The organism is Paracoccus sp. SM22M-07 (genome assembly GCF_001887735.1).
Taxonomy (GTDB): Bacteria; Pseudomonadota; Alphaproteobacteria; order Rhodobacterales; family Rhodobacteraceae; genus Paracoccus.
Window position 1 is genome coordinate 16,362 of sequence record NZ_JPKW01000018.1, and the last position, 22,221, is coordinate 38,582.

General features: G+C 65.0%; 27 protein-coding genes. 10 read left to right on the top strand and 17 right to left on the bottom strand.

Annotation, left to right across the window (positions count from 1 at the left end):
* The first annotated feature begins 75 nt into the window (after nucleotides 1–75).
* Together IE00_RS17520 and IE00_RS17525 are read left to right on the top strand one after the other, a co-directional pair.
* Nucleotides 76–672 carry a GNAT family N-acetyltransferase gene (locus IE00_RS17520; protein WP_083554498.1) on the top strand — a complete coding sequence of 199 codons (597 nt, stop codon included), beginning with the start codon at nucleotides 76–78 and terminating at the stop codon, nucleotides 670–672.
* Nucleotides 632–1,408, top strand: coding sequence for an EcsC family protein (locus IE00_RS17525; protein WP_072298484.1), 777 nt, complete (start codon nucleotides 632–634; stop codon nucleotides 1,406–1,408). The genes IE00_RS17520 and IE00_RS17525 overlap by 41 nt, the downstream gene beginning before the upstream one ends.
* Here the strand turns inward: IE00_RS17525 and IE00_RS17530 are convergent, their stop codons facing one another.
* Complete coding sequence (locus tag IE00_RS17530; RefSeq protein WP_072298485.1) at nucleotides 1,409–2,941, bottom strand: ATP-dependent RecD-like DNA helicase; 1,533 nt, start codon at nucleotides 2,939–2,941, stop codon at nucleotides 1,409–1,411.
* Between the two features lie 96 nt (nucleotides 2,942–3,037).
* Here IE00_RS17530 and IE00_RS17535 point away from each other — a divergent pair, with 96 nt between their 5' ends.
* Entirely contained in the window at nucleotides 3,038–3,244 is a 207-nt protein-coding gene (locus tag IE00_RS17535; RefSeq protein WP_072298486.1) for a hypothetical protein, read from the top strand.
* A gap of 158 nt (nucleotides 3,245–3,402) precedes the next feature.
* Complete coding sequence (locus IE00_RS17540) at nucleotides 3,403–3,609, top strand: hypothetical protein (RefSeq protein WP_072298487.1); 207 nt, start codon at nucleotides 3,403–3,405, stop codon at nucleotides 3,607–3,609.
* A 39-nt stretch (nucleotides 3,610–3,648) separates the two neighbouring features.
* Here the strand turns inward: IE00_RS17540 and ccrA are convergent, their stop codons facing one another.
* A complete protein-coding gene (ccrA, locus tag IE00_RS17545) occupies nucleotides 3,649–4,938 on the bottom strand; it encodes a crotonyl-CoA carboxylase/reductase (RefSeq protein ID WP_072298488.1) in 1,290 nt (429 codons plus the stop codon).
* A gap of 209 nt (nucleotides 4,939–5,147) precedes the next feature.
* Between ccrA and IE00_RS17550 the strand changes: the two genes are divergently transcribed.
* Nucleotides 5,148–7,106, top strand: coding sequence for a protein meaA (locus IE00_RS17550; RefSeq protein ID WP_072298489.1), 1,959 nt, complete (start codon nucleotides 5,148–5,150; stop codon nucleotides 7,104–7,106).
* Nucleotides 7,107–7,232: 126 nt separating this feature from the next.
* Here IE00_RS17550 and rpmE read toward each other — a convergent pair whose 3' ends face one another.
* The 8 genes from rpmE to IE00_RS17590 all read right to left on the bottom strand — a co-directional run bounded on the left by rpmE (nucleotide 7,233) and on the right by IE00_RS17590 (nucleotide 12,244).
* Nucleotides 7,233–7,454 carry a 50S ribosomal protein L31 gene (rpmE, locus tag IE00_RS17555; RefSeq protein WP_072298490.1) on the bottom strand — a complete coding sequence of 74 codons (222 nt, stop codon included), beginning with the start codon at nucleotides 7,452–7,454 and terminating at the stop codon, nucleotides 7,233–7,235.
* Between the two features lie 14 nt (nucleotides 7,455–7,468).
* Complete coding sequence (gene rplS / locus IE00_RS17560; protein WP_072298491.1) at nucleotides 7,469–7,852, bottom strand: 50S ribosomal protein L19; 384 nt, start codon at nucleotides 7,850–7,852, stop codon at nucleotides 7,469–7,471.
* Nucleotides 7,849–8,724, bottom strand: a complete 876-nt coding sequence (trmD, locus tag IE00_RS17565; RefSeq protein WP_072298492.1) for a tRNA (guanosine(37)-N1)-methyltransferase TrmD — start codon at nucleotides 8,722–8,724, stop codon at nucleotides 7,849–7,851. The genes rplS and trmD overlap by 4 nt, the downstream gene beginning before the upstream one ends.
* Nucleotides 8,721–9,221 (bottom strand): ribosome maturation factor RimM, encoded by a 501-nt coding sequence (rimM, locus tag IE00_RS17570; RefSeq protein WP_072298493.1) that lies wholly within the window; start codon nucleotides 9,219–9,221, stop codon nucleotides 8,721–8,723. The genes trmD and rimM overlap by 4 nt, the downstream gene beginning before the upstream one ends.
* Nucleotides 9,222–9,270: 49 nt before the next feature.
* On the bottom strand, nucleotides 9,271–9,627 hold the full coding sequence (rpsP, locus tag IE00_RS17575; protein ID WP_072298494.1) for a 30S ribosomal protein S16: 357 nt from the start codon (nucleotides 9,625–9,627) through the stop codon (nucleotides 9,271–9,273).
* Nucleotides 9,628–9,674: 47 nt separating this feature from the next.
* Nucleotides 9,675–9,980: a chorismate mutase gene (locus IE00_RS17580; RefSeq protein WP_072298495.1), complete on the bottom strand. Its 306-nt coding sequence runs from the start codon at nucleotides 9,978–9,980 to the stop codon at nucleotides 9,675–9,677.
* A gap of 2 nt (nucleotides 9,981–9,982) precedes the next feature.
* Nucleotides 9,983–11,479: a signal recognition particle protein gene (gene ffh, locus IE00_RS17585; protein ID WP_072298496.1), complete on the bottom strand. Its 1,497-nt coding sequence runs from the start codon at nucleotides 11,477–11,479 to the stop codon at nucleotides 9,983–9,985.
* 177 nt (nucleotides 11,480–11,656) lie between these two features.
* On the bottom strand, nucleotides 11,657–12,244 hold the full coding sequence (locus IE00_RS17590) for an FMN-dependent NADH-azoreductase (protein WP_072298497.1): 588 nt from the start codon (nucleotides 12,242–12,244) through the stop codon (nucleotides 11,657–11,659).
* A 100-nt stretch (nucleotides 12,245–12,344) separates the two neighbouring features.
* Between IE00_RS17590 and IE00_RS17595 the strand changes: the two genes are divergently transcribed.
* The 5 genes from IE00_RS17595 to IE00_RS17615 all read left to right on the top strand — a co-directional run bounded on the left by IE00_RS17595 (nucleotide 12,345) and on the right by IE00_RS17615 (nucleotide 16,200).
* Nucleotides 12,345–13,193 (top strand): LysR family transcriptional regulator, encoded by an 849-nt coding sequence (locus IE00_RS17595; protein WP_083554499.1) that lies wholly within the window; start codon nucleotides 12,345–12,347, stop codon nucleotides 13,191–13,193.
* A 54-nt stretch (nucleotides 13,194–13,247) separates the two neighbouring features.
* Entirely contained in the window at nucleotides 13,248–13,820 is a 573-nt protein-coding gene (locus tag IE00_RS17600; RefSeq protein ID WP_072298498.1) for a peroxidase-related enzyme, read from the top strand.
* Nucleotides 13,817–14,749, top strand: coding sequence for a DMT family transporter (locus IE00_RS17605; protein WP_240493987.1), 933 nt, complete (start codon nucleotides 13,817–13,819; stop codon nucleotides 14,747–14,749). Before IE00_RS17600 ends, IE00_RS17605 begins: the two co-directional genes overlap by 4 nt.
* Before the next feature lie 99 nt (nucleotides 14,750–14,848).
* Complete coding sequence (locus IE00_RS17610; RefSeq protein ID WP_072298499.1) at nucleotides 14,849–15,619, top strand: division plane positioning ATPase MipZ; 771 nt, start codon at nucleotides 14,849–14,851, stop codon at nucleotides 15,617–15,619.
* A 62-nt stretch (nucleotides 15,620–15,681) separates the two neighbouring features.
* Nucleotides 15,682–16,200, top strand: a complete 519-nt coding sequence (locus IE00_RS17615; protein ID WP_240493988.1) for a type 1 glutamine amidotransferase domain-containing protein — start codon at nucleotides 15,682–15,684, stop codon at nucleotides 16,198–16,200.
* Between the two features lie 79 nt (nucleotides 16,201–16,279).
* Here the strand turns inward: IE00_RS17615 and IE00_RS17620 are convergent, their stop codons facing one another.
* The 7 genes from IE00_RS17620 to IE00_RS17650 form a co-directional block, all read right to left on the bottom strand.
* Nucleotides 16,280–16,510, bottom strand: coding sequence for a hypothetical protein (locus IE00_RS17620; protein WP_240493990.1), 231 nt, complete (start codon nucleotides 16,508–16,510; stop codon nucleotides 16,280–16,282).
* Nucleotides 16,511–16,664: 154 nt separating this feature from the next.
* On the bottom strand, nucleotides 16,665–18,005 hold the full coding sequence (locus tag IE00_RS17625) for a pyruvate dehydrogenase complex dihydrolipoamide acetyltransferase (protein WP_072298501.1): 1,341 nt from the start codon (nucleotides 18,003–18,005) through the stop codon (nucleotides 16,665–16,667).
* A 13-nt stretch (nucleotides 18,006–18,018) separates the two neighbouring features.
* On the bottom strand, nucleotides 18,019–19,386 hold the full coding sequence (locus tag IE00_RS17630) for a pyruvate dehydrogenase complex E1 component subunit beta (RefSeq protein WP_072298502.1): 1,368 nt from the start codon (nucleotides 19,384–19,386) through the stop codon (nucleotides 18,019–18,021).
* Nucleotides 19,387–19,400: 14 nt separating this feature from the next.
* Complete coding sequence (pdhA, locus tag IE00_RS17635; RefSeq protein ID WP_072298503.1) at nucleotides 19,401–20,435, bottom strand: pyruvate dehydrogenase (acetyl-transferring) E1 component subunit alpha; 1,035 nt, start codon at nucleotides 20,433–20,435, stop codon at nucleotides 19,401–19,403.
* A 106-nt stretch (nucleotides 20,436–20,541) separates the two neighbouring features.
* Nucleotides 20,542–20,835, bottom strand: a complete 294-nt coding sequence (locus IE00_RS17640; RefSeq protein ID WP_072298504.1) for a septum formation initiator family protein — start codon at nucleotides 20,833–20,835, stop codon at nucleotides 20,542–20,544.
* 72 nt (nucleotides 20,836–20,907) lie between these two features.
* Nucleotides 20,908–21,687: a 23S rRNA (adenine(2030)-N(6))-methyltransferase RlmJ gene (locus IE00_RS17645; protein WP_072298505.1), complete on the bottom strand. Its 780-nt coding sequence runs from the start codon at nucleotides 21,685–21,687 to the stop codon at nucleotides 20,908–20,910.
* 39 nt (nucleotides 21,688–21,726) lie between these two features.
* Nucleotides 21,727–21,942, bottom strand: coding sequence for a DUF2945 domain-containing protein (locus IE00_RS17650; RefSeq protein ID WP_139291520.1), 216 nt, complete (start codon nucleotides 21,940–21,942; stop codon nucleotides 21,727–21,729).
* Between the last annotated feature and the right edge of the window lie 279 nt (nucleotides 21,943–22,221).

A 22,221-nucleotide genomic window follows, 5' to 3' on the forward strand; every position in this document is an offset into this window, starting at 1 on the left:
CCGCTTTTGCCGGTCCGCAATGTTTCGCCCGACAAACCGACGTGCTAAGGGGCCGCAGATGCAGCAGGAGGCGCGATGTACGAGATCTGCCCCGAGACCCCGGCCGATACGCCCGAGGTCGAAGCCCTCTATGATCTGTGTTTCGCGCCGGGGCGCACGGCACTGTCCTCCTATCGGCTGCGCGACGGGGTGCCGAGGGTGGCCGATCTGTGCCTGGTGCTGCGCAGCGACGCCGTCCTCACGGCAGCGATTCGTTTCTGGCCGGTGCGCATCGGGGATCACCCGGTGCTGTTGCTGGGGCCGATCGCCGTCCATCCAACCGCCCAGGGCGAGGGATTGGGCGGGCTGTTGATGCGCGACAGTCTGACGCGCGCGACCAAGATGGGTTTCGAACGCGTCCTGCTGGTCGGGGATGCACCCTATTACTCGCGTTTCGGCTTTCAGCGGCTGGACGATGTCATGATGCCGCCCCCCACCAACCCCGATCGGGTCCTGGGGTTGGAACTTCGACCGGGGGCCTGGGTTGGGGTGACGGGCGATGTCGAACGCGCGCCCGAACAACAACCCTCATTGCCGCCCGTTCCCGATCGCGACGACTGTGTCGTGATTGCGCATCCGAAAGAAGACACAGATGACGCCGAAAACGCCTCAGGTTCTTCCGCCGATCTCTGATCCCTCCGTTCACGCCCAGATCGACCGTCTGGCGCTGCGATACGTGAAGGCCCAGGGGTTGGCGATGCAGATGATGGCGCGTCTTGGCAATGGCGCCGAGGGGCTGATCCAACGTCTGCCATCCTTTGTGCGCAACCGGCTGGACGCGGCCACGCGGGCGGCGCTGACACGGGCCTTCTCTGCCGCCTCGGGCAGCCGGCGCGTGCTGCGCGACCGGGGCGACCTGTTCAACCGGATGCTGTCCACGGCCAGCGGCGCGGCGGGCGGCGCGGCCGGTTTCGCCGGTGCCTTGGTCGAACTGCCGTTCACCGTCACGCTGCTGCTGCGGGCGATGCTGGACATCGCCGCCGAACATGGGCTGGACCCCGACAGCGAGGAAGTGCGTCTGGAATGCCTGCGCATCTTTGCGGCCGCGGGCCCGATGACGACCGACGACCAGACGGACCTGGGTCTGTTGGCGGCCCGTCTGTCGGTCAGCGGGCAGACGGTGCAAAGCCTTGTCAGCAAGGTGGCTCCGCGGCTGTCGGTGTCCCTGGGGCAAAAGATGGCGGCGCAGGCGGCACCCGTTTTCGGCGCGGTCGCGGGGGCGTCGATCAACTTCATCTTCGCGCGCTATTACCAGGAACTGGCCCGCGTGCATTTCGGGCTGATGCGGCTGGCCAAGGAAACCGACCTGCCGCCCGAAGCCCTGACAGAGGCCCTGCGCCTGTCCATCGACGCGCGCCAAACCCGCTGATCAATCCTCCTGCGCGTCCAGCGACAGGGGCGCGGCCTTGGCCAGCAGATCGTCGGTCGACAGGGGGCCTTCGGGGCGGGCCAGCCGCGCCTTGGTCACCCAGTAAAGCCGTTCCTGCGCCCGCGTGATCGCCACATAGGTCAGGCGCTTCCAGAGGGGCACGCCCGCCTCGCTCCGGTTCGACCAGGCGGCGGCGCTGATGTCGGGGCCAAAGACCTGCACCTGCGGCCATTGGCTGCCCTGCGCCTTGTGGACCGTGACCGCCGCCCCGTGCAGAAAGGCCGCCCCCATACGCGCGGCATAGGGGATGAAGGGTTCTTCCTGGTCGGGCATCTCGATCTTGACGATGGATGCGGCGGACAGGCGCGGGTCCTCGGCACCGATCACGTGCAGGCGGGAAAAGCCCGGCTTGCGGCCCGGCCCTAGATAGACGACCTGCGCGCCCTTGATCAGGCCACGCGCCTCCAGATCGATGCGCTTCTTGCGATGCTTCAGCGGCAGTTCCAGCCCGTCGCAGATCAGCGGCTCGCCCGGCAGCAGGGCATCACCCGGCGCACCGAAGGCCGTGCGGAAGGCGTGGATCAGCCGGATGCGGGTGGCGTTGCGCCAGACCAGCACGGGGCTGCGGGCCATCAGGTCGCTTTCCACACGCTCGGCCCAGACCACGCGGTCATCCTTGCGGGCGGCGCTGCGGATCAGGCTCTCGAAATCCTCGAAGTTCAGCTGATCGTCGGCAAGCGCATGGGCCAGGTCCAGGATGGGGCTGTCATCCGCCTGTCGGTGGATGCGGTTCAGGTACAGACGCTGCGGGGCGGCCAGCCGGTCAAAGACCATCTCGCCCGATTGGCCGACGGGGGCCAGCTGGGCGGGGTCGCCGAACAGGATCAGCGTCGGAAAGATCTCGCGCAGGTCCTCGAACTGCTTTTCGTCCAGCATCGAGGCCTCGTCGATCAGCCCGACATCCAGCCCGTCCTCGCGCCGCTTCCAGCCCCGGATGAAATCCGACCCGCGCAGCCCCGCCGTGGCCAGCGCGCCGGGAATGGAAGTGTGGATGTCGTAAAAGGCCTTGGCCTTGTCCAGGGCCGCGTCGGACAGCCCTTCGATCACCGGACGTTCGCCGGTGCCGGTCAGCCATTCGGCGATCTTTTCATATTCCGGGTCATAGACCGGCGTATAGAGGATGCGGTGGATCGTCGTCGCCGGGACACCGCGCATCCGCAGGACGAAGGCGGCCTTGTTCGTCGGCGCCAGGATCGCGACGCTGCGCCGGTCCTTGCGGCGGCGGCCTTCGTAATCGGGGCTGATCAGTTCGACCCCGGCCTCCAGCAGCGCCTTGGTGATCTGCGACAGCATCAGCGTCTTGCCGGACCCTGCCTTGCCGATGACCGCCATGACGCGACCTTTGCCCGATTGCGGGGGGTGGATCTCTTCTGCGATGATGTCGATGCCGGCCGCGCCGAAGGTTTCGGCCAGCGCATCCCATGCGTCGGCCTGATCGGGCGAAAGAGTCGGGGCTGGGGCGGGGATATTCATGCCCTTCCCTTAGCCTGCCTTTTCGCAAAAGCGAAGCGCCGCGCAACTTTTCATGATGTCCGGGCGTGTCTTGGACCATCGAAAGGACGTGCCGCGATGATCGAGCTGTTTTTCGTCACCTGCCTGCTGTCGGACCCCGACCGCTGCCTGGATCACAGCCTTCTGTTCGAGGAACAGAACGGCCTGATCACCTGCATGCTGCAAAGCCAGAACGAACTGGCCCGCTGGATCGAGACCCATCCCCAGGAACAGGTCCGCGAGTGGAAATGCCGCTTTGCCGGCGAGACGGATCGCAAGGCCTGAAGCCCGGAACTGCCTGAACCGTCGGCAATGCCACGGCGTCGCGCCTGCAAAACACGCGCTTTGGCGGTGCGGGGCCGCTGATGCGCCCTGTCGGCTTTGCGGGAATCACCCCGAACGGCATCCTGTCGTCATGGGAGGGCAACGCAAGGGACTTGCCCATGATCGAACTGCTTTTCGTTGCCTGCCTGTCGGGCGAACCCCAAAGCTGCCGCGACCGCAGCATGGTCTTTACCAGCGATATCGGCCTGATGGGCTGCATGATGGGCGCGCAGGCGCAGCTGGCCAAATGGGCGCAGTCCCATCCCGGCCAGTCGATCAGCGGCTGGAAATGCCGGATGGCCGGCGCGGATGGCCGCGCCGCCTGAGGCCACGGGCCGCCCGCAGGGGACGGCCCGGACTATGGGTCAGCCGTGACCGGGTTCCAGCGCGTCCTCGAAGGTGCGCAGGCCGGTGCGGGGCGACTGGACCAGCACCGACATGTTGCCGGGCTTGTGTTCGTTGCGGTACATCTTCATATGCGCCGCCGGGATGTCGGCCCAAGGGAACACCTCGGACATGCAGGGGTCCAGCCGGCGTTCCAGCATCAACTTGTTCGCGGCGCTGGCCTGTTTCAGATGCGCGAAATGGCTGCCCTGGATGCGCTTCTGATGCATCCACAGATAGCGGACGTCGAAGGTGCAGTTGAAGCCCGTCGTGCCCGCGCAGATGACGACCATGCCGCCCTTCTTGCAGACCAGGGTCGAGACCGGGAAGGTCGCCTCGCCCGGATGTTCGAAGACGATGTCGACATTGTTGCCCTTGCCGGTGATCTGCCAGATGGCCGCGCCGAACTTGCGCGCCTCGGTGAACCATTCCTTGTATTCGGGGGTGTTCACCTTGGGCAGCTGGCCCCAGCACTTGAATTCCTTGCGGTTGATGACGCCCTTGGCGCCAAGCCCCATGACGAAATCGCGCTTGTCCTCTTCGCTGATGACGCCGATGGCATTGCCGCCCGCCGCGTTGATCAGCTGGATCGCATAGGACCCCAGCCCCCCCGACGCGCCCCAGACCAGCACGTTCATGCCGGGCTTCAGTTCATGCGGTTCATGGCCGAACAGCATGCGATAGGCGGTGGCCAGCGTCAGGGTATAGCAGGCCGATTCCTCCCAGGTCAGGTGTTTGGGGCGGGGCATCAGCTGCTGGGACTGGACGCGGGTGAACTGGGCAAAGCTGCCATCGGGGGTCTCATAGCCCCAGATGCGCTGCGTGGTGGAAAACATCGGGTCGCCGCCGTTGCATTCCTCGTCGTCGCCGTCGTCCTGATTGCAATGGATGACGACCTCGTCGCCGACCTTCCAGCGCTTGACCTTGTCGCCCACCGCCCAGACGATCCCCGAGGCATCCGATCCGGCAATGTGATAGGGCTGCTTGTGCACGTCGAACATGCTGATCGGCTGGCCCAGGCCCGCCCAGATGCCGTTATAGTTGACGCCTGCCGCCATCACCATCACCAGCACCTCGTTGCTGTCGATGGTGGGGGTCTCGACGACCTCGGGCTGCATGGCCTGGTCGGGTTCGCCCTGACGTTCGCGGCGGATGGTCCAGGCATGCATGCGGGCCGGGACATGGCCAAGCGGCGGCATTTCACCAACCGCGTAGAGATCCTTCACCGGGGCATCATAGGGGGCGATCGGGGTCGGTGCGTCGAGGGCCATCATACTCTCCTTTCATGTGCCGCAGCGCAGAATCGCCGGGCCGATTTGGATCTTGCTACGATAGGTCGCGCAACAATGCAATATACTGAGGCCAATAATAGAAATATTGTGTCGTTACGGAATTTGAATCGCCGCGGTGCGGCGAATTGACGTCGCATCATTGTTTCTGTATTTCTTTCCCTGTCGAAATATTATTGCGAGGTTATGCGATGGCCCAGAAGGACAAGCCTTGGCTGTTCCGCACCTATGCGGGCCATTCCACGGCGGCGAAATCGAACGAGCTGTACCGGATGAACCTGTCCAAGGGGCAGACCGGCCTGTCGGTGGCCTTCGATCTGCCCACCCAGACGGGCTATGACAGCGACCACGTTCTGGCGCGGGGCGAGGTCGGCAAGGTCGGCGTGCCGGTCTGCCACCTGGGCGACATGCGCGCCCTGTTCGACCAGATCCCGCTGGAACAGATGAACACCTCGATGACGATCAATGCGACGGCGCCGTGGCTCTTGTCGCTCTATATCGCTGCCGCGCAGGAACAGGGGGCCGATATCGCGGCGCTTCAGGGCACGGTGCAGAACGACCTGATCAAGGAATATTTGTCGCGCGGCACCTATATCTGCCCGCCCGCGCCGTCGCTGGCGATGATCACGGATGTCGCGGCCTATACGCGCGAACATCTGCCCAAATGGAACCCGATGAACGTCTGTTCCTATCACCTGCAGGAGGCCGGCGCGACGCCCGAACAGGAACTGGCCTATGCGCTGGCGACCGCCGTCGCGGTTCTGGACGACCTGAAGGGCAAGGTGCCCGAGGAGAGCTTTCCCGAAATGGTCGGGCGGATCAGCTTCTTCGTCAACGCGGGCATCCGTTTTGTCACCGAACTGTGCAAGATGCGCGCCTTCACCGAGCTGTGGGACGAGATCACCCGCGACCGCTATGGCATCACCGATCCGAAATATCGCCGGTTCCGGTATGGCGTGCAGGTCAACAGCCTTGGCTTGACCGAACAGCAGCCCGAGAACAACGTCTATCGCATCCTGCTGGAAACGCTGGCGGTGACCTTGTCGAAGAACGCGCGGGCACGTGCCGTTCAGTTGCCCGCCTGGAACGAGGCCCTGGGCTTGCCGCGCCCCTGGGATCAGCAATGGTCGCTGCGGATGCAGCAGATCCTGGCCTATGAGACCGACCTGCTGGAGTTCGGCGACCTGTTCGACGGCAACCCGGTGATCGAGGCCAAGGTCGATGAGCTGAAAACGGGCGCGCGGGCCGAGCTGGACCTGCTGGACCGGATGGGCGGGGCGATTGCCGCGATCGACTATATGAAATCGCGGCTGGTCGAGTCGAATGCCGCCCGGCTTGGGCGGATCGAGACGAACGAGACCATCGTGGTGGGCGTGAACCGCTGGCAACAGGCCGAACCGTCGCCCCTGACGGCGGGGGATGGCGGGATCATGGTGGTCGATCCGGCGGTCGAGCAGGACCAGATCGCGCGGCTGGATGCGTGGCGGGCCGGTCGGGACGCCGAAGCGGTCGCCACGGCGCTGGAGGTTTTGCGGGCGGATGCGGCGGCGGGGCGGAACGTGATGCCTGCGTCCATCGCCGCTGCGCGTGCGGGGGTGACGACCGGCGAATGGGCGGGCGTCATGCGGCAGGTTCATGGCGAATATCGGGGGCCGACGGGCGTTTCAGCGAACCCCTCGAACCGGACCGAGGGGTTGGAGGAGATCCGCGAGGCGGTGGATGCCGTCAGCCATCGATTGGGGCGGCGCCTGAAATTCCTGGTGGGCAAACCCGGCCTGGACGGTCATTCCAACGGCGCGGAACAGATCGCGTTTCGCGCTCGTGATTGCGGCATGGACATCACCTATGAGGGGATCCGCCTGACGCCGGAACAGATCGTCGCCCGGGCGGCCGAAGAGAAAGCCCATGTCATCGGGCTGTCGATCCTGTCCGGAAGCCACCTGCCGCTGATCCGCGACGTGATGCAGCGGCTGTCAGCGGCGGGATTGGCGCATATGCCGGTGATCGTCGGGGGGATCATCCCGGATGAGGATGCACGGGCCTTGTCCGACATGGGCGTGGCGCGGGTCTATACCCCGAAGGATTTTCAGCTGAACACCATCATGCGGGATATCGTCACCCTGGTCGAACCTGCCGAGGCAGTCGCCTGATCTGCGTCCCGCGACCGCCGGGGGGCTTCGCGCCCCCCGGACCCCCCGCGGGGTATTTCGGCAACGGAGAAATGCGAAACGCCGCCCCGAGGGGCGGCGTCTGCGTGTCTGCGATGGTCGGGGCGATCAGAAGCCGAGACCTGCATATTTGGATTTGAACTTGGTGACGCGGCCACCGGCATCCATGAGGCGGGTGGAGCCACCGTTCCAGGCGGGGTGCGAGGTCGGGTCGATGTCCAGCGTCATCGAATCGCCTTCCGAGCCCCAGGTCGAACGGGTCTGGTAGGTGGTCCCGTCGGTCATCTTGACCTCGATCATGTGATAATCGGGATGGATATCGTTTTTCATCTCGTGACCTCGGTTCAGGCTTTCGCGTCGGTTTTGGGGCGGTAGTTGGTCTTCTCGACAATACGTGCCGATTTACCGCGACGGTCGCGCAGGTAATACAGCTTGGCGCGACGGACCTTACCGCGACGAACGACCTCGATCGAGTCGATGTTGGTCGAGTAGAGCGGGAACACGCGTTCCACGCCTTCGCCGAAGCTGATCTTGCGCACGGTGAAGCTGGCGGCGATGGTGCTGCCGCCCTTGCGCGAGATGCAGACGCCTTCGTAGTTCTGGACGCGCGAGCGGGTGCCCTCGGTCACTTTGTAGCCGACGCGGATGGTGTCGCCGGCCTTGAAGTCGGGAATGTTCTTGCCGAGCTCTGCGATTTGCTCGGCTTCGAGTTCTGCGATCAGATTCATCGCTGTTGATCCTTATCATGCTCGCGGTGGTTCCGCGATTGGTCTGATGCGCCCGAGCGCTGTCGGTCCTTTGCCGGGTCCACATGCGTCTCCGCATATGCCCGCCACAGATCGGGGCGGCGTTCCTTGGTCAGCCGTTCGGCCTCACGGGCGCGCCAGTCGGCAATGGCCGCATGATTTCCCGACAACAGGATGTCGGGGATCTGGCGGTCTTCCCAAAGGGCGGGCTTCGTGTACTGAGGATGTTCCAGAAGACCCCGGTTGCCGACGGAAAAGGATTCCTCGGCCAGCGAATCCTGATTCCCCAGCACGCGCGGTATAAGCCGGACCGTCGTGTCGATCAAGACCTGAGCGGCGATCTCTCCTCCGGTCAGGACATAATCCCCGATGCTGATCTCCTCGACGCCGTGGGCGTCCAGGACGCGCTGGTCGACGCCTTCGAACCGGCCGCAGATCAGCGTGACGCCGGGGCCTTGTGCCAATTCGCGGGCGCGGGCCTGGGTCAGGGGTTTGCCGCGGGGCGACATGTAGATGACGGGCAGGCGCGTCCCGCGCGCAGCCTGGCGCAGCGCGGCATCCATCACGTCGGCGCGGATCACCATGCCGGCACCGCCCCCCGCGGGCGTGTCGTCGACATTGCGGTGCTTGCCGACGCCGAAATCGCGCAGGGGAAGGGTCTGGATGTTCCACAGGCCCTGCGACAGCGCCTTGCCGGTCAGCGACAGGCCCAGGATGCCGGGGAACGCCTCGGGGAAGAGCGTGATGACACGCGCGGTCCAGGCGCCACGCACCTGCGGTTCGGCCATCAGTTCGCGCGGACGCAGGGTGGCGTTGATCGACAGGCGCCCATGCGACTTTGGCGGTTGGGTCATTCGTCGGCGCCGGGCGGGTCGGCCACGATGCGGCGCGCGGCAAGGTCGATCGTGGGGACGATGGCCTTGGTAAAGGGCAGCATCAGGATGTCCTTGCCGCCCACGATTTCCAGGATGTCGCCGGCACCATGGTCATAGATGGCACGGACACGGCCCAAGGGCTGGCCGCCGGTATCCACGACATCCAGTCCGATCAGGTCGGCGTGATAGAATTCGTCATCGGGAAGCGAGGGCAGGGCCGCGCGCGGTGCCCAAAGCGTCAGGCCTTTCAGGGCCTCGGCCTCTTCGCGGGTGGCGATGCCCGAAACGCGGGCGCCGATGCCGCCGGTGACCGGACGGGTCAGCGACACGGTGAAGCTGCGCGTGCCATCCTCGGATGTCAGCGGCGCGTAATTGGCAATGTCGGACGGTTCGGCGCAGAAGCTTTTCAGCCGGACTTCGCCATGGACCCCGAAGGCCCCGGCGATCGCGCCGACACAGATGCGGTCGTCAGCCATTCTCAGCCTCCTGGTTGGTGTCTGGCGGGGTTGCCCCCGCCAACAGGGATCACTCGGCTTCGGCCGGAGCAGCAGCCTTGGCGGCACGCTCTTCGGCGCGCTGCGTGGCCTTCTTGCCGGGGACGGCTTTCTTCATGTTCTTGCGCTCGGCCTTTTCCTTGACGCCGGCCGCTTCCAGGAAGCGTGCGACGCGGTCGGTCGGCTGTGCGCCCTGGCCCAGCCAGTACTGGATACGCTCGATATCCATCTTGACGCGGTCTTCGCTGTCTTTTGCCAGCAGCGGGTTATAGGTGCCCAGCTTTTCCAGGAAGCGGCCGTCGCGCGGCATGCGCGAATCGGAAGCGACGATGGCATAGTGGGGGCGTTTCTTGCTGCCACCACGGGCAAGGCGGATCTTCATGGACATGGGTAGTCTCCTTGGAAAGTCTATGATGCTGTGCGGATTGCGCAGGATCAGGGTTGCAGTCGTTCATGGTGCCGAATGACTTCGGCGATCACGAAATTCAGGAATTTGCGCGCGAATTCCGGGTTCAGATCGGCCTCGCGCGCGAGGCGTTCCAGCCGCTCGATCTGTTGCGCTTCACGCGTCGGATCCGAGGGAGGAAGGTCGTGTTCGGCTTTCAGTTTGCCGACGGACTGGGTGTGCTTGAACCTTTCGGCAAGCGTATAGACCAGAATGGCGTCCAGGCGGTCGATGCTGGCGCGATGTTCGGCCAGGATCTCGGCGGCGCGCAGGGCCTGTTCGGGGGTATCGGTCATGGTCATTTCTTGCCGAAAAGGCCGCCAAGGCCACTGGGCAGGCCGGCACGACCCAGCTGACCGCCAAGACCCTTGGGGTCCTGCAGCATCTTCTGGGCTTCGGCCATCTTGGCGGGGTCCATGTTGTCCATATCGGGCAGGCCGCCGCCCTTGCCGGTCATGGCGCGCATGGCTTGCTTCATCATGCCGCCCTTGCCCATCTTGCCCAGCTTCTTCATCGTGTCGGCCATCTGCTTCTGCATCTTCAGCAGCTTGTTCAGCTCGGACACTTCAAGGCCGGCACCGGCGGCGATGCGCTTCTTGCGGCTGGCCTGCAGAAGGTCGGGATTGGCCCGTTCCTTCTTGGTCATCGAACTGATCAGCGCCAGCTGATGGCGGACCACCTTGTCGTCGAAACCGGCGGCCTCGGCCTGCTTGGCCATCTTGGCCATGCCTGGCATCATCGACATGACCGACTGCATGCCGCCCATCTTCTGCATCTGTTCCAGCTGGCCGCGCAGGTCGTTCATGTTGAACAGGCCCTTCTGGAAGCGCTTCATCATGCGTTCAGCCTGTTCGACCTCCAGCACCTGCTGGGCCTTTTCGACCAGGGCCACGATGTCGCCCATGCCCAGGATGCGGCCCGCGACGCGTTCGGCGTCGAAGGTTTCCAGCGCATCCATCTTTTCGCCAAGGCCCACAAAGCGGATCGGCTTGCCGGTGACGGCACGCATCGACAGGGCCGCGCCGCCGCGACCGTCGCCATCCATGCGGGTCAGGACGACGCCGCTGATGCCGACCTTGCCGTCGAATTCGGTCGCGACGTTCACCGCGTCCTGACCCGTCAGGCCGTCGACGACCAGGATGGTTTCGCGGGGCTGGGCGATGTCGCGCACGGCCTGGACTTCGTCCATCAGGACTTCATCGATATGCAGACGACCGGCGGTATCCAGCAGGAAGACGTCATAGCCGCCCAGGGATGCCTGCGTCTTGGCGCGCTTGGCGATCTGGGGGGCGGTTTCGCCCTTGACGATGGGCAGCGTGTCGACGCCGATCTGCTGGCCCAGGATGGCCAGCTGTTCCATTGCGGCGGGGCGGTTGGTGTCCAGCGACGCCATCAGCACGCGCTTCTTCTCGCGGTCCTTCAGGCGCAGGGCCAGCTTGGCCGTGGTCGTCGTCTTGCCCGAACCCTGCAGACCGACCATCAGGATCGGCGCGGGCGGGTTGTCGATGCGCAGCGCGTCGGGTTCGCCTTCGCCCTGCAGCACCTTGATCAGTTCGTCATGGACGATCTTGACCACCTGCTGGCCGGGGCTGACCGACTTCGTGACGGAGGCGCCGGTCGCCTTGGCGGTGACCGATTTCACGAAGCTGCGCGCGACCTGCAGGGACACGTCGGCCTCCAGCAGGGCGACGCGCACCTCGCGCATGGCGGCGGCAACGTCGTCTTCGGTCAGGGCGCCCTGCTTGGTCAGCCGGTCGAAGACGCCGCCCAAACGGTCGGAAAGGTTCTCGAACATAGGCCGGGCCTCCTGCGGTCCAAATACGGTTTTGCCCCCGTGGGCGCGACGCGCTGACGGGGGGCGATCCCCGCATCTGACGGGGACCGGAAGGCTATCCTTCCGGGAATCTGGGGTCTGATACAGAGAAACGGCCCCCAAGTCAACCTTGGGGGCCGTCTTCGATATCCGCGCCGATCAGGCGGCGATCTTGTCCATGTCTTCTTTGGCGCGGGCCAAGGACGCATCGCGGTCCATCATCAGGCGGTCGGCGGCCACGAAGGACACGTCCGTGATGCCCAGAAAGCCCAGCATGTGGCGCATGTAGTCCGAGGCGAAGTCCATGTCCGACCCGAAGGGCGTCCCGCCCGAGGCATAGGCCACGATGGCGCGCTTGTTCTTCAACAGACCCTCGGGGCCGTTTTCGGTGTAGCGGAAGCTGACGCCGGCGCGCGCGATCTGGTCCAGCCAGCTCTTCAGCGGCGCGGGCAGGGTGAAGTTGTAGATCGGCAGGCCGATGATCAGCGTGTCGGCCTCCTGCACCTCGCCCAGCAGGCTGTCGCTGTCCGAGATCCGGTCCTGCTGTGCGGCGGTCGGTTCGTCCACGCCCTTGCGCACGGATTCGTACCAGGTGCTGTCGATGGCCGGAACGCCCTTGTTCAGGTCGCGATAGGTGACGGTGGCATCGGGATTGGCCTGCTTCAGGCGATCTGCGATGTCGGCGGTCAGCTGGCGCGTCACCGAATCCGAACCGGTCACGGCGCTGTCGATATGGAGGATATACATGGTCGGCTCCTTCAAGACGATTTTCTGTTGCCTTGGATCTATGGCTATGCACCTGCGAACGAAAGGCCCATAATCGCGCATCACCTGTGCAGGAGCGCACATGACCATCGAAAGTTGGGACGATATCCGTGTGGCGCTGGCCGTGGCGCGGACCGGCACCGTCAGCGGTGCGGCGGCCGATCTGGGCGTGCACCACGCCACCGTCATCCGCCGCATCGACGCGCTGGAGGCGGCGCTGCAGGCCCGCCTGTTCCAGCGCCACCCGCGCGGCTATGCCCTGACCGAGGCCGGGCGCACCCTGCTGGCGACCGCCGACGTGACCGAGCAGCGCTTTGCGCAGATGGCCGCCCAGATCGCCGGCAGCGCCCAACGCATCGAGGGCGAGCTGATCGTCACCGTCCTGCCCGAGATGGCCAGCATGGTGATCCCGCGGCTGGCCGAGCTGACGACCCGCCACCCCGACCTGCGCCTGACCTATCTGACCGATGCGCGTCTGTTCCGCCTGGCCACCGGAGAAGCGCACGTCGCGATCCGCGCGGGCTCTAAGCCGACCCAGCCCGATTATGTCGTCGTGCCGATGGGCCGCATCCACCACGCGCTTTTTGCCACGCAAGGCTATCTTGACCGGCACGGCCCCCTGACCCAGCTGCGCGACCACCGCTTTGCCCTGCCGGGCCCCGAGGCGCGGAACGCCCCCCTGATGCGCTGGCTGGAGGCGCGGCTGGAACCGCGCAACATCCTGCTGACCGCCAATGATCCGATGGCCCGTGAAATGGTGATCCGCCAGGGGCTGGCGATCGGTCCGCTGGCCCCCGATCGCGCCGAGGGCCTAGTCGAGGCGATGTCGCTGCCCGAATGGGACAGCACCCTGTGGATCGTCAGCCATGTTGACTTGCACCGCACGCCCAAGGTTCAGGCGGCGCTGACGGTCCTGCGCCGTCCCGCCTGAGGGGACTTTCGTTCGCGGACACGCTGGGGCAGGCTGCCGCCCGAGGAGAATCCCATGACCCATCCCATCAGCCGCTTTGCCGTCCCCGATCTGGACAGCCTTCCCCAGGATATCCGCGACTCCATCGCCAAGATTTCGGAGAAATCGGGCTTCGTGCCGAATGTCTTTCTGGCCCTGGCGCATCGCCCGGCGGAATTCCGGGCCTTCTTCGCCTATCACGATGCGCTGATGGACAAGGATGACGGCCTGACCAAGGCCGAACGCGAAATGATTGTGGTGGCGACCAGCGGTCTGAACCGGTGCCAGTATTGCGTCGTGGCGCATGGGGCCATCCTGCGCATCAGGGCCAAAAACCCGCTGATCGCGGATCAGGTGGCCGTGAACTGGCGCAAGGCCGACCTGACCGACCGGCAGCGGGCCATGCTGCGCTATGCCGAAAAGGTCGCGCTGGCCGCGCAGGAGATCGAGGATGCCGACCATCAGGCCTTGGCCCAGGCGGGCTTCACCGCCGACGAGGTCTGGGACATCGGCGCCATTGCCGCCTTCTTCGGCATGTCGAACCGGCTGGTGAATGCGGCCAACATCCGGCCCAATGACGAATTCTACATGCTGGGCCGACAGCCATGAATGCCACCGCCCCGCATGCCATCAGCGCCCGCATGGGGGCCGCCGATTGGGGCCAGCTGCTGCTGCTGTCGCTGATCTGGGGCGGGTCCTTCTTTCTGATCGGGGTGATCGTCGGGCATCTGCCGGTGCTGAGCATTGTGGCCATCAGGGTCGCGGTGGCGGCCCTGGTCCTGTGGGCGATCGTGCTGGCCACGGGGCGTCATGTGCTGCGCGATGCCGGGCTGTGGGGGGCGTTTCTGGTGATGGGGGTATTGAACAACGCGATCCCCTTCGGGCTGATCGTCTGGGCGCAGACGTCGATCCCGGCGGGGCTGGCCTCGATCCTGAACGCGACGACGCCGTTGTTCACCGTGCTGGTTTCGACCCTGGTGCTGAGCGATGAGCGCGCCAGCCTGATGCGGCTGGCGGGGGTCGCCACGGGTCTGGGCGGCGTTGCCGTGATGATCGGGCTGGACCGCGTGTCGGGGATGGATCACGGCATCCTGCCGCAGGTCGCGATGTTGGGGGCCGCGATCAGCTATGCCTGTGCTGCGGCCTTTGGCAGGCAGTTCCGCAGGCGCGGGATCGATCCGGTGGTGACGGCGGCGGGGATGGTTACCGGGTCCAGCGTCGTGCTGTTGCCCTTGGCGCTGATGGTGGACGGCATGCCGCCCGCCGATGTGCCGGGGCGGGTCTGGCTGTCGGTTCTGGTCCTGGGGGCGCTGTGCACTGGCCTCGCCTATGTGCTGTTCTTCCGCATCCTGGGCCGGGCCGGGGCCACCAACATTTCGCTGGTGACCTTCTTGGTGCCGGTCTCGGCGATCCTGCTGGCCTGGCTGTTCCTGGGGGAGAGCCTGGGGACGGTGCAGGTGCTGGGCATGGCCGTCATCGGGCTGGGGCTGGCGATGATCGACGGGCGCCTGATCACGCGGGCCGCCCCGCCTGCGTGAACGTTGCGCAATCATTCGTGATCAAGCTGCGCGCGGTGACTTTCCTTCGTCCTCTCCGACAGTTAGGTTCTCGCCAAGGGACAGGACAAGAGGCGGCCAGTGGCGCATATCATCGTGGTCGGAAACGAAAAGGGCGGGTCGGGTAAATCGACCACGTCCATGCATGTGACCACCGCCTTGGCGCGCATGGGCCATACCGTCGGCGGTCTGGACCTGGACGTGCGCCAACGCAGCTTTGCCCGTTATTTGGAAAACCGCGGCGCCTTCCGCGCCCGCGAAGGCATCGATCTGCCCATGCCCGTCATGGCGCAGCTGGGCGAGGGGTCGGACCCGCTGACCCCGGCGCTGGAGCTGCTGGAAAAGCAATGCGACTTCATCCTGCTGGATTGCCCCGGTTCGCATACCAGGCTCAGCCAAATGGCGCATACGGTCGCGGATACGCTGATCACGCCGTTGAACGACAGCTTCGTCGATTTCGACCTGTTGGCACGGATGTCGCCCGACGGGCAGGTGCTGGGTCCGTCGATCTATGCCGAGATGGTCTGGAACGCGCGCCAGATGCGGGGGCAGGCGGGGGCCGGACCGATCGACTGGCTGGTCCTGCGCAACCGCCTTGGCACCCAGCAGATGCACAACAAGCGCAAGGTCGGGGGGGCGCTGGCGTCCCTGTCCAAGCGCATCGGATTTCGGGTCGCGCCCGGTTTTTCCGAACGCGTCATCTTTCGCGAACTGTTCCCGCGCGGGCTGACCCTGCTGGACCTGAAGGATGTCGGGACCGAAACCCTGTCCATGTCCCATATCGCGGCGCGTCAGGAATTGCGCGACCTGATCACCGAGCTGAACCTGCCAGGCGTCACGATCACCTTCTAGGAACCGTGGCCCGCCCCTTCGCATTGACTGCCCAACAAGGCATGAGGCAAAGGAGTCCGAACATGGCCAATATTCTGATCATGGCATCCGACGGGTTCGAGCAATCCGAGCTGTTCGTTCCACTGGAACAACTGAAATCCGCCGGCCACGAGGTCCATATCGCCGCACCCAAGGTTGGCACCATCAAAGCTTGGGACAAGGACGATTGGGGCAAGACCGTCGATGCCGACCTGGCCATCGCGGACCAGACCCCCGAAGGTTTCGACGCATTGGTCCTGCCGGGCGGCGTCATCAACCCCGACACCTTGCGTGTCGATGAAAAGGCCGTCGGCCTGATCAAGGCATTTGCCGAAGCCGGAAAGCCGGTCGCGGCCATCTGTCACGCGCCTTGGCTGCTGGTCGAAGCGGGCCTGGTCAAGGGTCGCAAGATGACCAGCTTCACCTCGATCCGCAGCGACATCCGCAATGCCGGGGCCGAGGTCGTCGATCAATCCGTGGTCGAGGATCGTGGTGTCATCACCAGCCGGAATCCCGATGACCTGGATGACTTCGTCAAGGCGATCGTCAAGGCCGTGTCCTGATACGATCGTCCTGATGACATGAAAGGGGCCGCGCTTGATTGCCAAGCGCGGCCTTTTTCTTGGCAAGACGACGGGGGGCTTACTGGCGGGCCGCGCCTTCGCGCTTGCAGTATGCGTCGGCCTCCGCCACCGACATGCCTGCCGGAGAATCCGTCGCCCGATCCCAATCGGTCAGGCCGGACGTGTAAAGCTGGCAGGTCACCGGCCCTTGGGGCGTGTCCACCATCACGGGCGGGGATTCGAAATTTCGGGGCGTACAGGCAGCCAGCGCTGCAACTGCGATCAGGGCAAAAACGGGTTTCCGGATCATCACGATCCTCCTTTGTCGGATACCGATACCATTGACTGAAACCTGCCAGCCTGCGTGGGCAGGCAAGCAAATGACACAGGCGGTAGGCTAGGTTGCCGTACCGCCTGTGTCGATCAGTGCATCGGTATAGAGAACCGGCTATCCGGATGGGTTGTCAGGCCAGCATGCCGATCGGGTTTTCCAGATGCGCCACGATCGCCTCCAGCAGCTGGGCCCCCATGGCGCCGTCGATCACGCGGTGGTCGACCGACAGCGTCATCGACATCACGTTGCGGATGACGACCTGATCGCCTTCGACCACGGGGGTCTTGACGCCCGCGCCGACGGCCAGGATCGCGCCATGCGGCGGGTTGATGACGGCATCGAAATTCTCGATCCCGAACATGCCCAGGTTGCTGATCGCAAAGCTGCCGCCCTGGTATTCATGGGGGGCCAGCTTCTTGGACTTGGCGCGGCTCGCCAGATCCTTCATCTCGGCCGAGAGGGTGGACAGCGTCTTTTGGTGCGCGTCCTTCAGGACCGGGGTGAACAGACCGCCATCGATGGCCACGGCCACGGCCACGTCCGAAGGCGTCAGCTTCAGGATGCGGTCGCCCGCCCAGACCGCATTCGCGTCCGGCACCTGCTGCAGTGCCAGCGCGCTGGCCTTGATGATGAAGTCGTTGACCGACAGCTTGACCCCGCGTCCCTCCAGCTGCTTGTTCAGCGTGGCGCGGAACTCCATCAGCGCATCCAGCTTGGCCGAACGGCGCAGATAGAAATGCGGGATGGTCTGCTTGGCCTCGGTCAGACGCGCGGCGATGGTGCGGCGCATGCCGTCCAGCTGAACCTCGGTCGTCTCGCGGTCGGCATACATCTTGATGACGGCATCGGTGGACAGACCCTTGGGGGCCTGTGCGGGGGTGGCTGCCGCCGCGGGGGCTTGGGCCGCGGCAGGTGCGGCATCGGCCTTGGCAGGGGCTGCGCCCGGCTTGGCGTTTTCCACATCGGCCTTGACGATCCGACCGCGCGGGCCCGAGCCCTTGATCGCGGAGAGATCCAGCCCCTTGTCGGCCGCAATGCGCCGCGCAAGGGGCGAGGCGAAGATGCGGCTGCCGTCTTCGGCCTTGGGCGCCGGACCCGAGGGCTTGGCGGGCGAGATGTCGCGGTCCGCCTCGCCCTGAACCTCGCGCGAGGCTTCGGCGGGGGCGCTGTCGGCCTTGGCATCCGACTTGGCATCCGCCTTCGGGGCCGAGATGTCATCGGCGGATTCGCCGTCCTCCAGCAGCACGGCAATGGCGGTGTTGACCGCCACGCCGGACGTGCCTTCGGCGATCAGGATCTTGCCGATCGTGCCTTCGTCGACGGCCTCGAACTCCATCGTGGCCTTGTCGGTCTCGATCTCGGCGAGGATATCGCCGGATTTGACCTCGTCGCCCTCTTTCACCAGCCATTTGGCCAGCGTGCCTTCCTCCATCGTGGGGGACAGCGCGGGCATCAGGATTTCCGTGGGCATCGCGTTGCCTCCCTTACTTGTAGGTGACTTTTTTCACGGCTTCGACGACCTCGGCGGGCGTGATCAGCGCGTGTTTTTCCAGGTTTGCGGCATAGGGCATCGGCACGTCCTTGCCGGTGCAGTTGATGACCGGCGCGTCCAGATAGTCGAACGCGTTCTCCATCAGCCAGGCCGAGATGTGGTTGCCGATGGACCCGACGGGGAAACCTTCCTCGACGGTGACGCAGCGGTTGGTCCGCTTGACCGATTCCAGGATCGAGCCGTAATCCAGCGGGCGCAGGGTCCGCAGGTCGATCACTTCGGCCTCGATGCCCTCCTCGGCCAGCTTGTCGGCGGCTTCCAGCGCGTGGGCCATGCCGATGCCGAAGCTGACGATGGTCACGTCGTCACCCTTGCGGGCGATGCGGGCCTTGCCGAAGGGAATGGTGAAGTCCTCAAGGTCCGGGACCTCGAAGCTGCGGCCATAGAGGATTTCGTTCTCCAGGAAGATGACCGGGTTCGGATCGCGGATCGCCTGCTTCATCAGGCCCTTCGCGTCGGCTGCCGAATAGGGCATCACGACCTTCAGGCCGGGAATGGCGGCGAACCATGCGGCGTAATCCTGGCTATGCTGGGCACCCACGCGGGCAGCGGCGCCGTTCGGGCCGCGGAAGACCATCGGCGCACCCATCTGACCGCCCGACATGTACAACGTCTTGGCGGCCGAGTTGATGATGTGGTCCATCGCCTGCATGGCGAAGTTGAAGGTCATGAATTCCACGATCGGGCGCAGGCCGGCCAGCGCCGCCCCCGTGCCGATGCCGGCAAAGCCGATTTCGCTGATCGGCGTGTCGACGACCCGGCGCGGACCGAACTTGTCCAGCAGGCCCTGGCTGATCTTGTATGCGCCCTGGTATTCGCCGACCTCTTCGCCCATCAGGAAGACGGTGTCGTCGCGTTCCATTTCTTCCGCCATGGCTTCGCGCAGCGCTTCGCGCACGGTCATGGTCTTCATCTTGGTGCCCTCGGGCCAGTCGGGGCTGGTGTCGGGGGCAGGGGTCTTGACCTCTTCCACGGCCGAGGTGGTGGGCTTTTCGGCGGGCGCGGCTTCGGCGGGGGCTTCGGCTTCGGCCGGGGCCTCGATGTCGTCGGCGCTTTCGCCTTCCTCGATCAGGACGGCGATGGGCGTGTTCACCTTGACGCCCTGTTCGCCTTCCTGGACCAGGATCTTGCCCAGGATGCCTTCATCGACAGCCTCGAACTCCATCGTGGCCTTGTCGGTCTCGATCTCGGCCAGGATGTCGCCGGATTTGACCTCGTCGCCTTCCTTCTTCAGCCATTTCGCAAGCGTGCCTTCCTCCATCGTGGGGGACAGGGCAGGCATCAGGATTTCGGTAGCCATGTTACGTCACCCCCTCAGGCGTTTTCTTCGGCACTGCCCTGCGGCAGTTCGGTGGCATAGATGTCGGTCCAAAGCTCGTCCAGGGCGGGCTCGGGGCTTTCCTTGGCGAACTCGGCGGAGTCGTTGACGACGTCCTTGATTTCCTTGTCCAGCGCCTTCAGCTCTTCCTCGGAGGCATGCTTGCCCTGCAGCAGCAGCTCGCGGATGTTCTCGATCGGATCGCGTTCGTCGCGCATCTTCTGGACTTCCTCGCGGGTCCGGTACTTGGCCGGGTCGGACATGGAATGCCCGCGATAGCGATAGGTCATCACTTCCAGGATATAGGGGCCCTTGCCCGCGCGGCAGTGCGCCACGGCCTTTTCGCCGGCGGCCTTGACGGCCATCACGTCCATGCCGTCGACCTGCTCGCCCTCGATCCCGAAGGCCTGGCCGCGGCCGAACAGCGTCGTCGACTTGGTCGAGCGCTTGACGCTGGTGCCCATGGCGTATTGGTTGTTCTCGATCACGAAGATGACCGGCAGGTCCCACTGGGCCGCCATGTTGTAGGTCTCGTAGACCTGGCCCTGGTTCGCGGCGCCATCACCGAAATAAGTGAAGGTGACATTGTCATTGCCCAGATACTTGTCGGCAAATGCCAGGCCCGCCCCGAGCGGTACCTGCGCCGCGACGATGCCGTGGCCGCCATAGAAATGCTTTTCGCGGCTGAACATGTGCATGCTGCCGCCCTTGCCCTTGGAATAGCCGCCCTCGCGGCCGGTCAGCTCGGCCATGACGCCGCGGGCTTCCATGCCGCAGGCCAGCATGTGCCCATGGTCGCGATAGCTGGTGATCCGCTTGTCGCCTTCCTTGGCGCAGGCTTCCAGACCCACGACCACGGCCTCCTGACCGATATAGAGGTGGCAGAACCCACCGATCAGGCCCATGCCGTAAAGCTGTCCGGCCTTTTCCTCGAATCGGCGGATCAACAGCATGTCCCGATAATATTGCAGCAGCTCGTCCTTCGATATGTTCGAAGGCGCCTCCGTCTGGGGGCTGGGTTTCCTGGCCATGCGGCGTATCCTCCTGGAGCGTGGTAGGGATAGTTCAGCGTTAAACTAATCCGTAACCCATCACTTGCAGCCGTGCAATGCCGGTCAAAATCGCCCGCGACGCAGCTTAGCGCAGGATGATTTCATCCGAACGCAACAGCCCCAGCACCTCGCGGGCGCGTTCATCGAGCAGGTCGATGTCCAGATAATCGTCCGACAGGCGGTGGGTCAGGTTCTGGATCTGCTCGACCTCGGCCCGCAGGGCGTCACGCTGACTTTCCAGTTCGGCGGTCTCGGCCTCGATCTGGATGCGGCGCAAGATGCCCGACGGCCCCTGCACCGCCGCAAAGGCGAAATAGAGACCAAGCGCGCAGATGACGACAAGATAGACGGTCGCGCCGATCGACAGGCGTTGAGGCATGGGGTTGTTCCTTTTGGCACTGCGGATCATGCCACAGCGCAACCGGCGGGGGAATCCCCGTCATGCATCTTGTCAGGCGCGGGTGCGGAACACCGCTTCCAGCCGGCGCGCCTCTTCGGTCAGGCCCCAAGGCGGGTTGATCACGAACATGCCGGACCCGATCATGGAATGGCCCGGACGCGCGGGTGGAAAGCCGACCTCGGACAGCAGGGCGTCGGGGAACTGGCTGGTCAGTTGCGCCGTCATCGCCAGATGCCGGTGATCCGTCAGGATCGGATACCACAGGGCGATGACACCGACATTCCACTTGCGCGCCAAGAGGCCGATCTGGCGGGGGACGATGTCGTACTCGGCCTTGATCTCATAGCTGGGGTCGATCAGCATCATGCCGCGCCGGGGGGTGGGGGGGCATTGGGCCTGCGCCATCTCGAAGCCGTCACGGGCGTGCAGGGTGGCAAATCCGGCCACGGCGCGCAGGGCCTGATGTTCGGCGGGGTGCAGTTCGGCCAGATGGATGCGGTCATCGGGACGGATGAAATGCGCCGCGACCAGGGGTGATCCGGGATAGACATGGGCACCGCGCGACCGGCGGATCGCGGCAAGGGCATCCATCAGCGGATGGTCGTCGGGCAACCAGCCGTCGGCGGCGGCGCGAGTGATGCCCGCTTCGGCCTCTCCGGTCTTCAGCGCTTCGGCGCCGGTCAGGTCATAGAGGCCCCGGCCGGCATGGGTTTCCAGATAGGACAGCGGCTTGTCCTTGCGGGCCAGGTATTCCATGGCCACCGCAAGCAACGCGTGCTTGTGCAGATCGGCCAGGTTTCCTGCATGATAGGCGTGTTGATAACTGAGCATCCGCCACGCTTAGCGCCCTTCTGCGGGCGCGGAAAGACGTCAATCGGCGCGCTTCAGCTCGGACCTGCCCTTCAGGACCTGATCGCCGTCATCCTGTTCGATCAGATAGGCGGGGTCGTCCTGGCTGGCCTTGCGGGTGACGGTGCTGCCCTTGATCTGGCGGCTGACGTCATCGTGGAAGATCTGGGTGATCGTTCCGGTCGCGGTATGGCCGGACCAGTTCCATTCGACCTTGGTTCCCTTGCGCAGAATCATGATGCCTCCGGTTCGCATGTTCCAAGGTGGGAATGCGCGACCTGGGGCAGGGTTCCGCTGACATGAAAATGCGGCGACCCCAGGGAGGAGGAGGGGGTCGCCGCGCAACGCTGGCCCAGGGAGGAGGAGGGGCCGCGTTTGGGGTGCGGTGTCGGCCAGGGAGGAGGAGGGCCTTCACCGCGAACACCGGGGTCTCAGGGAGGAAGAGGAGACCCGGCGTATCCGGTTGCCGCAGATGAGGCGGCTATGTGGGATGCGGCGACCCCAGGGAGGAGGAGG